A 16,437-nucleotide genomic window follows, 5' to 3' on the forward strand; every position below is an offset into this window, starting at 1 on the left:
AATAAAAAAATTTGTGCAACAGGGTGTTTGGAAAGAATGAAAGTCTCAGGACTTGTATGGTTACTTTGCACAAAGTGTTAGCACCAAGATTAAAAAGTCTCAATAATCTACCTTCTAAAAGTATTCGATCTCGATAAAAAGTATGCAAAGTTACATTGCATCTAATACTAAGTTAGGTAGAATACAATCTTGAAATAATGGCAGAATAAAACCCTGAAATTTCCTTGAGACACGGCTTGCCGTGTCTCTAGATTTTAGTGTGTATTTAAACTTCAGGGTGACTAATAAAATTAACTAGTAGTATCTGTCACATCAAGTTGATATGTTTTGGAATCGGAACAATTTTGTTCTTTTATCCTAGTTTTTTCCTGAGAAGACTTGCTATCAACTCTAAGTGCATTTGTTTGCTTGGAGGTTTTTTTATTTGCTTGAGATTTATTCTAGAAGAAAAAGATTGTAGAAAAAATCTTCCAAGAATTGATGAGTGAAAATTAACTCAAGCAAAATTTAGTTTGATTTACTGTTTTTAGTAATAGTTACCAACTTTGCGATGACGAACAGCTGTTAAACCTTCAGCATTAGAAACGCGTCCCTGTTGGGCAGTACAGTATAAAATCCAGTGGTCGCTACACTCCAAAGCACTTTTTACTTCACACTCCATATATGCTAGCGCATCTGTGAGAATGGGAGAGCCATTTTTTGCTGTTTGAGTTTTAACTCCAGCAAAGCGATCGGAGCCAGGAAGTAAGCGCTTAAGAAAATGTTTTTTGAGTTCTTTGTAATTTCCTTCTTCAAGAACGTTCAGAACAAACTTATCGCCAATTTGTAAAAAAGAGTCGATGGATCTATCTTTGGCAAGTGCAACAGTAAAACCAAGAGGTTGTAAACTAGCTTGAGCAACCCAAGATGCTAACATTGCAGCTTTTGCTTCACCTTTTTGAGCAGTTATGATATATAGCCCACTGCTGATTCTACCCAAAGCTTTTTCCATATTGACATCAAGGGATTTTACCTGCTTGATGTTACGCTCGCGCACGAGTAATTGCCCGATGTCAGTACCCGATTCTTCACACAGCTTAAATGTTGTTTTATCAGGTGCTTCTTTAATTCTAATTGCCTCGAAGGCTTCGCGAACCCCAAGTTCAATGAATTTTCTCCGCAGGGTATCTATGGGTTCATCATCACCACCATAGGATTCAAACAGTCCAAAAACTTGTTTTGATTTTGCCACTGCAAGTAGGGAACTAATAGCTGCTTGGGCTGTAACATTAGAAGTCGGTGGCATACCAATGATAATACCAGCAGCCCTACTTGACAGTTCTTGAACTTCTTGGACTTCTGCTGAGGTAATATCAACAATTTCTACCCCTATGCCGGTTTTTTGGATGCCATGGGCAATTGATTGTACCAAGCGATCACTGTAACCGTAATCGGAAACGTAGAACAAAGCAACAATAGTTTCTGAAGTTGCTTGTTTTTGACTCCAGCTTTGATAGCACTCCCTTAGAACATCCAAATTATGATAAAGTAAGGGGCCATGACCATTAGCAATGATGTGAATATTACCCAAGTCACCCATTCTTTTCATTGCATTAAGTAAAGAGCGAGCATTTGGACCCATGAGGCAATCATAATAAAATCTAAAATCAGGTTCGATAGCCTCTAAATTAACATCGAAGGTATCATCACTACAGTAATGCATCCCAAAGGCATCACAAGTGTAGAGAACTTGGGTTTTGCGATCGTAGCTAAAAATTGTATCGGGCCAATGTAAATTAGGGGCACTAACAAATTCAATTTCATGTCCTTGACCTAAATCAACAAGGTCGCCACTTTTAACAATACGTTTAGAAAAGGGATCGTGGACTAAATTTTCTAGGAATTGTAGTGCAACTTTTGACGCTAAAACTGTGGCTCTAGGAGCCAATTGCAACACATCTTCTACTAAACCACTATGGTCAGGTTCAGTATGACTGACGATGATATAGTCAATCGCTTTTGGATTAACTAACCCTTTAAGAGTATCTAAATACAGATCGCGAAATTTTTGATGTGAAGTATCAACCAAGGCGATTCGATCGCCTTTAATGAGATATGAATTATAGGTTGTACCATTTTGCAGTCCAAACTCAATATCAAAACGATCACGGTCCCAATCAAGAGAACGGATAGCTGTTGTATTAGGAGCTATATCAATAGTTTGAATTGTCAATCGATTTTGGGCATTCCCTGTGAGCGCTACCATCAGCCATCTCCAAGCACAAAAATTTTGTTATTTTTTCTCTCTTCATTGTGCTCGTAAAATATTCTTTAAGTTGTTATTGGCTTTATTTTGGTTGAAACTCTAAATGTATAATTTAGATCGTTTTTTAGGGATTAGGGATTAGCGATTGGGACAATTCTTTATTTCTAATTCCTAATCTCCAATCTCAAACATCAAAAACGCTCAATATACCTGCCAGACACCCAAACATAGCCACCATCTGGACCATCAATTCTGTACCAACCATTTTGGGCTCTCTCATAAAGAGTTACCCTTGTTCCTCTGGGTATACTTGTAACACGAAGGTAATTTGTTCCTGGACCTCGGCGAAGATTGAGTCTGCTAGCTGTGACCCTTCCATTACCAATTGGTATCTCCTCACCACCAACATTTTCCAAATCCAAATCCATATCTTCTAAAGTCTGAGAACCAGCAATTCCATCAACTAATAAATCGTTATCGCGCTGATAGTTTCTGACTGCTCCTTCAGTTCTTGAACCGTAGTAACCTGTTGGATTCCCATCCAAGTAACCGTCTTCTATGAGCCTGTTTTGCAGTACAACTACAGAAGAACCTCTCGAACCCCTTCTGAGTACCAAAGCTTGTGCTGTACCTGCAAAGCCAATTAAAGAGACAATTACTAATAAAGATACCAACCTTATCCATGGGGAATTAGAGGTATTCTTAAACCATCTAAATGTATCGAATTCTGCTGATTCCAAAATTTTGACTTTATCAGAGCTTTCAGAATCAAAGTCAACCATTCGCTTGTTATCACGATTTTCGTTGTACAAGGAACGAAAAGCAAATGGGTTTATTGCTCCATCTCTATAAATTGATAACATATTTCCTCCAACACAATAATAGAATGTTGGTTATACACCTGTATTGTGGGTATATGTATATTTTTACATATTAGGTAGTAATACTCAGTATAGATATACTTAAATAGAAAATAAAATTTACATTCTAAGTAAGTAGGCAAGAAAAAAGTAAAATATGTAAAGAAATATAAAAGACTCGTGTTTGGCTCTTAGTAATGCTTTAGCGCTAAAGCGCTATTACAAACAAGTTATGATTTTTCTTACTAACCTATTTAATTAAGGTTTGCTGTTCACGGCTTACACGCATTCCTTAGGGAATAAACGGAAGGTAGTTTTTGCTCCTAATTAAAATAAAGCATTGAAAATAAAATTTAGATAATTTAATTATATTTTTGAGATAATATTTAATTTATAAATATTAATCTTTTGGATAAAATTCCTAACATATAGCTAACTGTATTTTGCGATCGCTTCACTAATAAATTGTTGCCAAATATCATTGGGTATCCAAATTCTATGTAAGTCTTTTTCAGCATCTTCTTGAGTTATCCCTTGATACAAGTAACGAAAAAGATACATAAAAATAGAAACTCTTTTATTGGCAATACAATGGACAAACACTTTCTTATCGCTGTTAGCTTGCATCACACTTGCAAACTTTGAAAATTCAGTAATTTCTAGTTTATCCCAAATCACAGGAATATGAATATATTCCATTCCTAAAGAATTAACTAATTGCTTTTCATTTGATAAAGCCCCTGAAGAACTTATGAGACCAAGATTGATAACTACTTGGTAACCAGAATTTTTGACTACAGAAAATTGTTCTTCTTTTGGTTGTCCGGAAGTAGCGATTAAATTGGATATTTGTAAAAAATTATAAATACTTTCTATTTGTTTGCCCATAAATACAAATATTTGTATTTTGTATATTTTCGTGCATTTTTCAATCAGAGAAATTAAAAAATTTTGCTTAAAGAAGGAATAGGGAACAACAAATCAAGAATATTTCAACTACAATCCTATAGCTGACCAGCAATAATAAATCCTGCCCAATAATAAGGATGACTATAGAGTTTCTTGTAGGGAGTAATCTTACTAGTTTTATATTGTAAAGTTGCCAAATGTGCCCTAATTCTTAATCCTTCCACTGGAAGTTTATTTAATAAATCTTGGTACCATCTATTTACTTCTAAAGCTGTAACATTTTGCAACCATTGTGTAGTTTCAGCTAAAGCCCTTGGTGCTGATTTTCCAGCTTTGATCCTGCGATAAAATTCTATCATTACTAAGGCTGTTGCTGCAGATTCTACAACCCACAAACTACTAACAATATTTGTAACCCCCTGGCAAAGGAAAGTGTTGACAAAACCAACATATTCGTTGCTAATATTTTGCTTTCCATAGCTAGCAGTATCGCCAGCAGAAATTGTCAATAGATTATATCTTTCCAAAGATTGATTGCGAATTTGAGCTAAGGTAATTTTATCTTCACCAGCTAATATTAATTCTGAATTTAAAGGATTAATTGCGCGGTCGATAGCATAACCAGCAAAGTGAAGTATATTATAACCGCCACATAAAGCATTTTCTACAGTTTGCTTGTTTGCTTCGACTCCCTCAATTCGAGTGGGACGATGAAACATATTAGCGACTACTTCTGATTCCAGTTTGGCAAACTTCAGTGGTAAATATCCCGCACTATCAGGATTTTCAACGCTAAGTAATAGTTGCATAGAACTATTTTGTTGAGGTTTTGATGCTAAGGACAAACCAACTTGAGCGCTGGGTAAATAACTGATGGTAAAGTTTCTATCTGTATTCGATACATCTTCATCATCAGAGAAAGACATATCAAATAAACTGTGGAGTGGATACTTTTGTAAGTCGGAATGGGGTATTAAGATTACTTTTTCAATCCCCTGAAGCTCCTGCTCTATTGCTGGAACATTAAGAATATCCCTCAGTTTTAAGAGCTTTAACTCCATATCCGCTCGCCAAGAAGACTCTCGTTTATTGTGAGTTTCATCAGTATTGTTGGCGTAATTGTTGGCGTATTCCTGATATTGCTTTTGCCAATTAATTTGCCAATCTTCAAATTCTATTAGGCGTAGCATGGCTTCCCTTTGAGGAAAATCATTAATTGCTTCGATATCCCTTGCTACTGGAGTGAAGATGAGCATTGGTTCCGAAGCTTTATCTTTAAGTACAAAGGTATGGATAGCACAAGGGCTAATATGCCAGTAGACAATGGCAGTTTTTGCGTCTACCAATGTTTGAATTTCTTGATAGCTAGGAGAGATAATTTGCTTTTGCCAACCATATAAATGCCAATTTAAACAAGCATTTTTCCCGTGTTCGGCAATTTCTAAAGCTTGAACAAATTCTCCTAATTTAATTGATAAATCTACGCCATATTGCCACAAACTAACAAATTGCAAAGCAAGCTGCTTTTTATTTTCTGGTGAACAAGATGATTCGTTAAGTAAGCTTTGCCATAATTCAATTGCTAATTCTTGTATTTTTTCTGCTGTATCTCTTTGTCCAAGACACAACAACACTTTAATTTTATTTCGTAATACTTCTAGATGTAATTTGGGATAATTTGCTGCTGTTAAAGTTAAAATTGCTAAGTCGTATTCTTCTAGAGCTTTCTGCCAATAATAATGAGGTGTAGGATGTTTCTTCCCTTGCTCGTAATGGGCATTTCCTAAACCCAAATGTAGTCTACCCCAACCTTCGGGATAACTGTCCTGACCTATATATTGCAATCCAGTTTCATAACTAGCTACCTTACCTACATAGCCACGTTTGTTCAGTTCTGAACTTACACTGGGAATTTTACTGAATAATTCAAATTGCCGATCGTAGGAACTGGAACTCCCGGCTGCTGTACCCCTACCAATCCAAGCTTCCCAATAATCAAGCTTGATTTCTAAAGTGCGATCGTAATGGGCGATTGCTTCTTCAAAATGCTGCAAGTTTGATAAAACAACAGCGCGATTGTACCAAGCCAGATAAAAATCTGGGTTAATTTCTATGGATTGATCGTAGGAAGCAAGGGCTTCATTATATTGTCCCAACTGTTCAAGTGCTACAGCGCGATTAAACCAAGCCAAATAAAAATCTGGTTTGATTTGTATTGCCCGATCCCAGGCTTTAATTGCGTCAGCCCAGCGACTTAGTTTGAACAATACCACACCCCGATCTATCCAAACTTCATGGTAATTGGGTTCAATTTGTGAAGCTTTTTCGTAAGAAGCCAATGCTTCTGCTGTTTTTCCCATTTTATCCAAGGCATTTCCTCGGATGTACCAAACTTGCTCCGATAGCGGTTCTATTTCAATTGCTTTATCCAAACTAGCAATTGCGTCTTGCCAGCGGTTTAAATTCCACAGACCTACACCTCTGTTGTACCAGATTAAATGGGAGGCGGGATCGATTTCTAGGGCTTTATCAAAAGATGCGATCGCCCGAACATAATCCCCTTTTTCCAAAAGTGCTAATCCCCGACAGTACCAATTATCTTGGTCTTGGGGTTGTAAATTTACAGCCTGGTCGTAGCTTTCTATTGCTTCTGCTAAATGTCCTAATTGAACCAACGCTAAACCCCTACTGGACCAGGCTTCGTAGTAATCGGGCTTGATTGTAATCGCTCGGTCAAAAGATGTTACAGCATCAGCGAACCCACCTAATTCTCCCAAGGTAATACCACGATTGTACCAACCTTTGTAAGCATCTTGTTTAATGGTTATTGCTTGGTCGTAAGACGCTAAGGCTGCAGCAAAATCTCCCAAGTGAAATAATGCTAAACCTCTATTAAACCAATATTCATAGACATCTGGCTTCATTGAGATCGCTTGGTCATAAGATGCCAATGCAGTCATCAAATCACCAGTTTTGGCTTGTCCCAAACCCTTATAAAACCATGCTTGAGCTTCAAGGGTAATATCAGGTTGATTATCTTCTGATTCCGTTTTTATTTCTGCAGAAGATTTACTCAGTAGACCGTAGGCTGCTAACTGTTCTACCAAGCTCGCACTTTGCTGCAATCTCATGGATAATTCATCCAATGTCACAGCAACAACCGGTTCAAAATCTTCATCAGATGAGTTATCTGATGAATCATCTGATGAGTAATTTAAGTTATTCGCTTCTAGATTATTAGCTTCTAGATTACTAGCTTCCGATGAAACAGGTATATTCTCCGATAGAGGAATAATTTCAGTTTCTTCTACCTGTGGCTCTACAGGGATAGAAAAACTTGTATCTGCTTGTGGTGAGTTACCCAACCTACCCAGATCTGGGAAATAAGTAACTTCTTCTGAATTTGCTGTTTCTGTCTCTGATGATTTTTCACCCTGCCAAAAAGACTGTGAAGTATAAAATATTTCATTGTCTGCTGCTAATTTGGCGGGGTTAACGTCAACATCTTCAGTATCTTCTTCGCGAACTACCAATCCTCTTAAATCTTTTAAAACATCTCGCTCAGTTGTTTTTGGCTTTTCTATTGTTTCTTGGTGTTCCCATAGGGGTACTTCTTCTGAATAATTATGATCGCAATCGCGATTTGTTCGGTTGAAACTTTCAGTGTTTTCTTCCCAAAAATCTACTTCACCTAATTTCTCGTCAAATCCTACCTGGGGAGAAATGGAAATATTTAGAGGCGGGACTATACTTTCAGAATCTTGCCCGTCAAAATCCCAAATGACTTCATTATTAAAAGCTGCAACACCTTCTTCAAAAGAACTTTGTGGTACTACACTCGTATAATAAGCCAGGTCTTCCTGTTCGGAAATTTGTTCTTCTGGTTCGTATAACTCATCCAAATTACGAGTTAGCAACTGCATACCAATATCGTAAGCAAGATCTCCAATCTCACCAATTCGCAGTTCGCCTAACTGTACCATGCGATACGCCAACTCGTGATTCGGGGCAGGAGAATTCAATAATCTTTCAGCAAAATTTAACAGCCACTCTAACCAACGCTGATTGGTAATACGATTTTCCATACGTTGGATATATCTTGTCGCCCAACCTTGTCCTCTTCCCTGGTGAACTCCTTCCAGAAGTTGGGTAAACAGGAATTCTAAATCAGCATTAGTCAGTTCTGGCAATTGCACTACTGGCAACTGTCTGACGCTAGAGTTTTGAGAATAAATTTGTTTGCTATCAAAAAGACGCCTGAGAAACTTTTGAAGCCCTTGAAATAGCCGCCTAAGCATTTGGTGCATTCTTGGATATTGTTTTTCCCTAGATTTTAGCGACCGATGTGCGATCAAAAATGACAATTAAGATTAAGATATAACCTTATACCTAAATGTAATTTGTAAAACTTTACAAAGTAGATTTACTAAATATATACAGATTCAGATTAACTAATCTTCTTGTTTCCAGACTAATCTACGATTTGAAGAATTTAAATGGAATAAACTCAAATAGTAATTTTGTCAACAAGATTAATAGTTCGGGTACTTACTTAAAGATAAGCATATTTCCCAAAAAATATGTTTTTGTACCCCTTATAATCTGAAACTTAGGATTTTAATGATTAAGACTAATTTTTTTTAAATCAGTCCTTCTGAGATATTTTGTTTTCACTAAGTGGAAGAGCAAAATCTCATGTTGGATTAGACGAAAGAAAACTGAGAGTATCAGATAAAACACATTTAATCAACATAGTTGAGACTTTTCAAGTCAAACTCTTAACTAAGATAGAATTAAACTCAGAGTTTAACTAAGGAATAACTAGACTGAGAGTTTTTATTGATACCCGTAGAGTATTATAACTACTATATTAGTATCATTTGGCACTAAAGCTAGAAAATGTGTGTATGATTCAATCTAAGATGTAGTTAATCTTGCCAGAACAAACTGATAATTATTATTTTGGTTGATTCCCCAGCAAATAGTAATGTCTCATACAGTATTTTCTGATTCTCAAACCCAAATAATCACCATTGTCTCAGCCCTGTTTTTAAGGGTTACTTTTTGACTTGAAACCTAACTCTTTGCCAAAATTAAACTATTTTATTGCAACCCGTTTATGAACAGACAAGCTTAATTACTTGTGCCTCAAAAAGCAGGAAATAGCGAGATAATAACTGGGCAATGATATTAATATCATTCCTGGACTAAAAGTATTGTAAATTTTGCTCAAAAAATTAATTAACCCGCTTCATAATACTGATTAATTAGTTTTTTCATGATAAGTTCGGGGTCGTCTGTATCAACTCCTAACTGTTGAGCAACCATTTGACGCAAATTCTCGTCCTGCTGAATCATCTCATATAACTGCTCCAAACTAACAGTCTGATATTCTCCTTCAGGAAGATTTTCTTCGTTACTTCCTTCTTGCTGAATTTCTACTGTTTGTGGGGGTGTTTGTGCTGTTGGTGAAATATTATTCTGTGGGGTGTTATTCGGTGGAGGATTAATTGCGATGTCTGGTCCTTCGTACTCCAAAATTTGGTCGCTTTGATTGCGAGTCAAAAGTTCCATACCAATGTCATAAGCTAAGTCTCCAACATCTCCAATCTCTAATTCTCCCAATTGCACCATGCGCGAAGCTAATTCATTATTTGGTGTTGGAGCTGCCAGTAATTTATCCCCAAAGTTATCTAACCAATCTAGCCAACGTTCGGTACTAACCCGATTTTCTATATTTCTTAACCACTTAAGGGCCCAAGATTGTCCGCGTGCTTGATGTACGCCTTCCAGCAGTTCTGTAAACAAAAATTCCAGATCTGTATTATTCAAGGGTGGTGGTGGTTTTTTTGTTTCAGATGGAGTGACGGATGAATTATGCTTACCTCCAAACAACCGCCGAAAAAAATTTTTGATCGATTCAATAAGCCGTTTGAACATTGATAAAGCACCCGCTTTTTTGATTAACCTAAGATTTTAGCGATTGAGATGTGCTACCTTGGAGCGCACACGCAGGACAAAATACATGAATTGTAACAAACAAAAAATCTACATATCGTATTTTTTTTAATATATCTTATGGAAAATTAACAACAAATATTAACGTTCAATTTAATAAAATCAAATTTCAGCGGCAAAATATGATAGCCGAACAAATTATAGGATAGAAAATAGAGCACTTATATAAGGAATATTATAAGTTGCTTTAAATATTTATGCTGGTGTGACCATTTAAAACCAATAAAACTTGATGTTTCAGTATTTTTGATCTCCCCAAGTAGTACCCATGAGTTTAAAATAATTTAGTTCTTAACAGCCGATTGGTCAAAACCTAGTTAGCGGTAATTTACTATGCCTTACGAACCGCTGCACCACAAGTATCGCCCTAAAAGTTTTGCTGAACTTGTCGGACAAGAGGCGATCGCCACCACCCTGACAAATGCCATCAGAACATCCAAAATCGCCCCTGCTTATTTATTTACTGGTCCTAGAGGTACGGGGAAGACTTCGAGTGCTCGAATATTAGCCAAGTCTCTGAATTGTTTAAGTAGTAACAAGCCGACCCCTGAACCATGTGGCAATTGTGATGTATGTCAAGGAATTAATAAAGGTTCGACTTTAGATGTCATAGAAATTGATGCTGCTAGCAATACCGGCGTTGATAACATCAGAGAAATTATTGAAAGAGCTCAATTTGCTCCGGTTCAGTGTCGCTACAAGGTTTATGTGGTTGATGAATGCCACATGCTTAGTACTGCAGCATTTAATGCATTACTTAAAACCTTAGAAGAACCACCTAAACACGTAGTTTTTGTTCTTGCTACAACTGACCCCCAAAGGGTATTACCGACAATTATTTCTCGTTGTCAAAGATTTGATTTTCGGCGAATTGCTTTAGATCGGATGATAGTGCATCTGAGTAAAATTGCTGCTGCAGAAAGTATTAGTATCACCACTGAAGCGATCGCCTTAGTTTCTCAATTTGCCCAAGGTGGGTTAAGAGATGCCCAAAGTTTATTAGATCAATTAAGTTTATTATCGGGTAAAGTAACACCAGAACGGGTTTGGGATTTAGTCGGTTCTGTCAGCGAACGGGATTTAATGGGATTATTACAAGCGATCGCATCCAATAATCCTGAAGCAATTCTCGATTTTACCCGTGAAATTCTTGATCGGGGTCGAGAACCACTAATTATCTTGCAAAATTTGGCATCTTTTTATCGAGACTTGCTAATTGCAAAAACAGCTTCTGGGCGTAACGATTTAGTGACTTGTACCCAAGAGGTTTGGCAAGAATTAATTGAAGAAGCGAAAAAATTCGACCTCAATACTATTTTATTAGGACAGCAACATCTCAGAAGTGCCGAAGTACAGTTAAAAAATACAACCCAACCGCGTCTGTGGCTAGAAATTACTTTACTTGGACTTTTACCAACAGTTAGTAGTGCTTCTCAACAGCAAATTATTCCCCAACAAGTCATCTCAGCACCACCAACAATACATCAGCATCAACCTTCCTCAGTAAGACCTTTATCTTCTTCCTCTCCCCTCCCATCTACAGAATCGAGACATACGCCCAGGGAAGTTCAAAGAAATGAAATTCAAAGCAATAAAAATGGAATTCAAGGACAGACACCAAGAGTTGCGACTTCAGCTTCAAGTCCAACATCAGTTCCTAGGAATTCTCCCATTTCTTCCCCGGAAACGAGGCATACTGGAGCAGGAGTTCATGTGAATGGGGTACAAAAACAGACACCAACAACTCCAATACCTGAACCCATTACAACATCCTCCCCAATCCCAACCCAAACTTCTGCTGTATCCCTAGAAAATATGTGGCACCAGGTACTTCAAACATTACCTATTCCCGCCCAAGCATTGTTAAAGCAACATGGACGTTTGTTGGTAATGAATGATGTTAGTGCTACTGTTGGCGTACCACCGAAGTTGGTAAAACTTGCTCGAAGTAAATCAGCAGATGTAGAAAATGCTTTTGGAAAAGTTTGTCAGCGAAAAATCAAGGTAAACTTTCAGCCTAACCAGCCCCAAAACAAAACTGGAGGCGAAGCGAGTATATCTTCACCGGGACAACCTTCTCCTTCGCCAGCACAATCTCCGGTTCCTAGCTTCAACCAGCAAACTACGCCATCCACTGCTTCTTCATTTACTCATACTCAAACACCACAACAACCTGCAGCAAGAACTCACCCGACTCAAAATCAACCACCAATTGCGAAACCTAATTTTGAAGCAGCACCACCGCCCCAACATCAACAACATAAGCCTTCCAAACCTATAGAGTCCGACCCCGAAGCTGAACAAGTTATGTCCAGCGCCAAGCGCCTAGCCCAGTTTTTTGATGGGGCTATTGTCTCTTTTGTGGATGAACCAGCAGAATTTGATGATTCTTCAAGTGTATTAGAGATGGAAGAAGATGATTTTTAGAAGTAAAGAGTAAGAAGTAAGGAGTAATAAGTAATAAGTAAGAAATAATAAGTAAACAAAAAATTTGGCAGACGTATTGCCTGCCACCTCAGAACATATAATTTCATTTAGGCTTTAAAGGTTCACTTAGCTTTCAGAGGCTCCTTGATGTACTGTTTTAACCCACTTCAAGCGTTTAGGTCTGAATGACATCCGAGCAGTGGTGCTGCTCATAACAACAAACCAATGAAGCATGTACAAAGTACCCCGGAGAGTTTGCAGAAGTAAGATAGAATAACTAGAAAAACGTAGTCGTTTTTCCCTGTGTATTTGCATTAAACCAGCAAACATGCCAGCAAAAGATACAGTAAAACTCAAACCAGAAAAAGGAGTTAATATCGGTAGACGGTGACGGGCGATCGCCATCAACAGATCGGGTATTGCTGCTGTGGGAATAATGTACATAATGAAGGCAAAAGCCAATAAATCCCAAGTTTTACGCATACCCATACGGTTGCGAAGAATTAAGTCCCAATAATCCAAATATCGCTGATATCCACCTTCTGCCCAACGATTACGTTGATGCCATAGTGCAATAGCTGTGGTAACGCCTTCCTCTTCTACCGCTGGATAGAATGCGCATTCAATATCCCAATTTTCTAAGTGCAGGCGAATGGTTAAATCCAAATCATCAGTAATTGTTTCTTCATTCCAACCACCGCATTTAATTAATGCTTCCCTACGAACAAACTGACCGTTTCCCCGTAGTTCACCGATACCTCCAATCGCTGCTCTAGCCCTGTTTAGGAAAGCATCGACAGCCATTTCCGCCATCTGTCCCTTTGTCCAAAAGTTATCTCGGGAATTAGTGATCGCTTTACGTAGCTGTACTGCTCCTAACTTTTCCCTTTCAAACAAAGGTACAACTTGCAACAAAACATCAGAAGGAACCTGTGCGTCAGCATCAAATACTGCAACTACTTCACCTTTTGTCAGTGGCAAAACTTGATTTAATGCCCCCGACTTGCCCCCAGTGGCTTCTGGCTTACGCCTAAATATATTTAGTTTTTCATACTTTTGTGCGAGATGAGCTAACAATTGCGGCGTTCTGTCGCTACTGTTATCATCAATTACCCATACTTCATACCGCTCTTGAGGGTACTGTAAATTACAAAGTGCCTTAACTAGATTGCCGATTACAGCTTCTTCATTTTTCGCTGCAACCAAAATCGATACAAAAGGAATTTCCCCTTGAATCGTACTTTTGTAACTACGGGGTCTAGCACGAAATACGACTAAAGCATGTAACCCTAAAATAGTGGTTAGACCAAATACGAATAGGTAAGTCCAAGAGACCAAGTGCAGAGCAATTGTACTGCTCCAAACAATAGTCAAGACTATAGCCGCTTTACGTCTACGATTTTTAAAATGGGATGGACGAGAAACACCAGATAAGGTTTCATTAAATGAATTTTCCTCTACTGAGAGGTCAGATAAGAGGGATTTGAACTCTTCTAAGTCTTTTTCGGGCCAGGAATTCGCTGGCATAGGTAACTTTATTCAACCAGGGGTATTTTTTCAGATAGATTTGGAAGCCCAAATATACGACAAAGCTGTGCAATTCTTACTACACAAGTCAAACTTACTTAGAAATAAGAAATACTTTGTTTTCGCTTCCGATTTATATTGCCACCAATAGCAAAATAGGTTATCTGCTAACTGGGATTTAATTAAGTTGGTATTTAATTAAAAGACAAATTCAGCAAGCATAAACTTTAGTTTGTCGTTATTCAAAAGTAGCAACTACGATAACATCTGCTAGATAACAGCACATGTAGTACGTAATTGCTCTAGCTTCCAACAAAGCTATTGCTAATCTATTGTAACCGACATTTTTATATTTCTTTGCATTTGCCGCGCTTGAGAATCAGTATCTGTGAGTCAAAAGTTTTTTTTGGGAATACTATTCACAGCCATTAACTCAGGGCTAATTTTGGGTCGTGATAAGTCGTGATAAATAAAATAATTTTCTCAAATCCAGACATTGAGCGCTAATCTATAATCCCTAGTTCCCAGAGACTTTGGTGACAATGCAGGTTCTATGTCGTCTACATTGGCACGCAGCCCTATGCCTCATCCCACTCTCGAATAAATAACAAATATTCGCTTAGGAAGCTTGACTATGTCTTTTGAAAAACTCCAACCAGCAACACCACAACAAGCTAGTGTCTACTTACCTTATATTCAAGGAAATAAACGTAATTTTTTGCCACTTGCAATTGGCTTATACAAAAAAGGAGTATTGGAAGGTAATCGTAAAATAGAAGGTAGTGAGAATATTCCATTTGTTGCAACCTGGAATACAGCGACCTTACCTTCAGACTTAACTCGTTGTCGAATGCAGTTTGATGGTAATGCAGAACTTAGTTACGAAACAGTTGTAGCTAGTTTTGAGCTAATTAATTTTTTAATAGAATTACTAGAAAATTACAAACGATACCGAATAATAGATTTTTCCCAGGGATTTTATCGTAAACTACTGCGGATAGATGAATAATTCTAGAAATAGCTAAGTTTAGATTCAAATAAATCGAATAATCTTTTGCAGCATCCAAATCAAAAATATTCGCCTAGTCTCTGATGGCAGAGTTCGACCTAAAATTATGAAATAGCAGGTCGGGTTGTACTGAGTATTAAAATTAGGAGTGCGGGTGTGGCAAAACCAGCAAAATATTTGTTCGTTGGCGCAGCGGAACCTTGGAGTGGTAAATCCACTACAGTTTTAGGTTTGTCTTATCAACTACAACAAAAAAAAGTAGATATTGCCTTTGGTAAGCCATTGGGTACTTCTTTAAATGGATCCAATAGAATAGTAATTGAGGAAGATGCAAAATTTATTTCTAAAAGTCTGAAGCTACAAGAAAACCGTCTAGCACCAACTTTACTATCATTGGATAAATTTTCCCTTGAAAAGCGTTTATCTGGTGATGACACGAAAAATTATCAAAAATCTCTAGTAGAGCAATATTTACAGGTTTCATTTGGCGACTTACTTTTGTTAGAAGCTCCTTCTGATTTAGAGGAAGGAATTTTATTTGATTTATCTTTGCCCCAAATGACTGAGGTAATTGATGCTTCCATACTATTGGTTGTACGTTATCACTCTTTAAGCTCCCTAGAGAAAGTTTTAGATGCCAAACAACGTTTAGGCAAACGCTTGATTGGTGTTGTTGTTAATGATGTTCCTTCCGAAGATATTGGAACTGTTAACAATTTGTTTATTCCGCATTTAGAAAAGCACAGTATTCCTGTGTTAGGAACTTTGCCCAAAACAGATTTATTGCGCTGTATTAGCGTTCGCGATTTAGTGCATGAGTTGCAAGCCGAAGTACTTTGCTGTAGCAACCGACTTGATTTATTGGTAGAGACTATGGCAATTGGAGCAATGAACGTCAACTCCGCAGTGAAGTATTTTCGTAAACGTAACAATACAGCTGTCGTGACAGGTGGCGATCGCGTAGAAATTCAACAAGCGGCTTTGGAAACTTCTACTCAATGCCTGATTCTTACAGGCAAGTTACCACCACCAGCATTTATACTCAACCGTGCGGAAGAACTGGAAATACCAATTATTTCCGTAGATTTAGATACCCTAACGACTGTGGAAATAATTGATAAAACTTTTAGTCAAGCGCATATACACGAGCCAGTCAAAGCTGAATGCATTCGTCAGATGATGTCAGAACACTTTGATATAGATCGTTTGCTTTCTTTAATTGACTTAAACCCAGTGACAACCTTGTCTTGAAGGGGACTGGGTACTGGCGACTGGCGACCGGTAATAGCACTGCGTGCCGCCACTGAGAAGGCGCAGCGCCTTTGGAGGCATCCTACGGATGTGTTCGCTGTAAGCGCGTTCAAGGGGCACCGGAGGTGTTTGCACGCAGCAAGCTGTTAGCGTTAGCGTGACTTTAGTCATACGCGTAGCGCGTCAACAAA

At 37.9% G+C, this 16,437-nt stretch carries 9 protein-coding genes; 3 read left to right on the forward strand and 6 right to left on the reverse strand.

The window, feature by feature from the left end; all coding sequences use genetic code 11:
- Positions 1-526: 526 nt before the first annotated feature.
- The 5 genes from QNJ50_RS14180 to QNJ50_RS14200 all read right to left on the reverse strand — a co-directional run bounded on the left by QNJ50_RS14180 (position 527) and on the right by QNJ50_RS14200 (position 9,954).
- The gene (locus QNJ50_RS14180; RefSeq protein ID WP_300636220.1) at positions 527-2,245 is read right to left on the reverse strand and encodes a diflavin flavoprotein; all 1,719 of its coding nucleotides are present in this window, start codon (positions 2,243-2,245) and stop codon (positions 527-529) included.
- A 191-nt stretch (positions 2,246-2,436) separates the two neighbouring features.
- A complete protein-coding gene (locus QNJ50_RS14185; RefSeq protein ID WP_300636222.1) occupies positions 2,437-3,108 on the reverse strand; it encodes a peptidoglycan-binding protein in 672 nt (223 codons plus the stop codon).
- Between the two features lie 429 nt (positions 3,109-3,537).
- Positions 3,538-3,993 carry a protein tyrosine phosphatase family protein gene (locus QNJ50_RS14190; RefSeq protein WP_300636224.1) on the reverse strand — a complete coding sequence of 152 codons (456 nt, stop codon included), beginning with the start codon at positions 3,991-3,993 and terminating at the stop codon, positions 3,538-3,540.
- Positions 3,994-4,109: 116 nt separating this feature from the next.
- Complete coding sequence (locus tag QNJ50_RS14195) at positions 4,110-8,312, reverse strand: tetratricopeptide repeat protein (RefSeq protein ID WP_300636226.1); 4,203 nt, start codon at positions 8,310-8,312, stop codon at positions 4,110-4,112.
- A 943-nt stretch (positions 8,313-9,255) separates the two neighbouring features.
- On the reverse strand, positions 9,256-9,954 hold the full coding sequence (locus QNJ50_RS14200; RefSeq protein WP_300636228.1) for a hypothetical protein: 699 nt from the start codon (positions 9,952-9,954) through the stop codon (positions 9,256-9,258).
- A 411-nt stretch (positions 9,955-10,365) separates the two neighbouring features.
- Between QNJ50_RS14200 and QNJ50_RS14205 the strand changes: the two genes are divergently transcribed.
- Complete coding sequence (locus QNJ50_RS14205) at positions 10,366-12,459, forward strand: DNA polymerase III subunit gamma/tau (protein ID WP_300636230.1); 2,094 nt, start codon at positions 10,366-10,368, stop codon at positions 12,457-12,459.
- A 126-nt stretch (positions 12,460-12,585) separates the two neighbouring features.
- Here QNJ50_RS14205 and QNJ50_RS14210 read toward each other — a convergent pair whose 3' ends face one another.
- The gene (locus tag QNJ50_RS14210; protein ID WP_300636232.1) at positions 12,586-13,986 is read right to left on the reverse strand and encodes a glycosyltransferase family 2 protein; all 1,401 of its coding nucleotides are present in this window, start codon (positions 13,984-13,986) and stop codon (positions 12,586-12,588) included.
- A 634-nt stretch (positions 13,987-14,620) separates the two neighbouring features.
- Between QNJ50_RS14210 and ebsA the strand changes: the two genes are divergently transcribed.
- Together ebsA and QNJ50_RS14220 are read left to right on the forward strand one after the other, a co-directional pair.
- On the forward strand, positions 14,621-14,995 hold the full coding sequence (gene ebsA, locus QNJ50_RS14215; RefSeq protein WP_300636234.1) for a type IV pilus biogenesis protein EbsA: 375 nt from the start codon (positions 14,621-14,623) through the stop codon (positions 14,993-14,995).
- 156 nt (positions 14,996-15,151) lie between these two features.
- Positions 15,152-16,246, forward strand: a complete 1,095-nt coding sequence (locus QNJ50_RS14220; protein WP_300636236.1) for a phosphotransacetylase family protein — start codon at positions 15,152-15,154, stop codon at positions 16,244-16,246.
- Positions 16,247-16,437: the final 191 nt, after the last annotated feature.

This window comes from Mastigocoleus sp. MO_188.B34, assembly GCF_030065675.1.
Classification (GTDB): domain Bacteria; phylum Cyanobacteriota; class Cyanobacteriia; order Cyanobacteriales; family Nostocaceae; genus Mastigocoleus.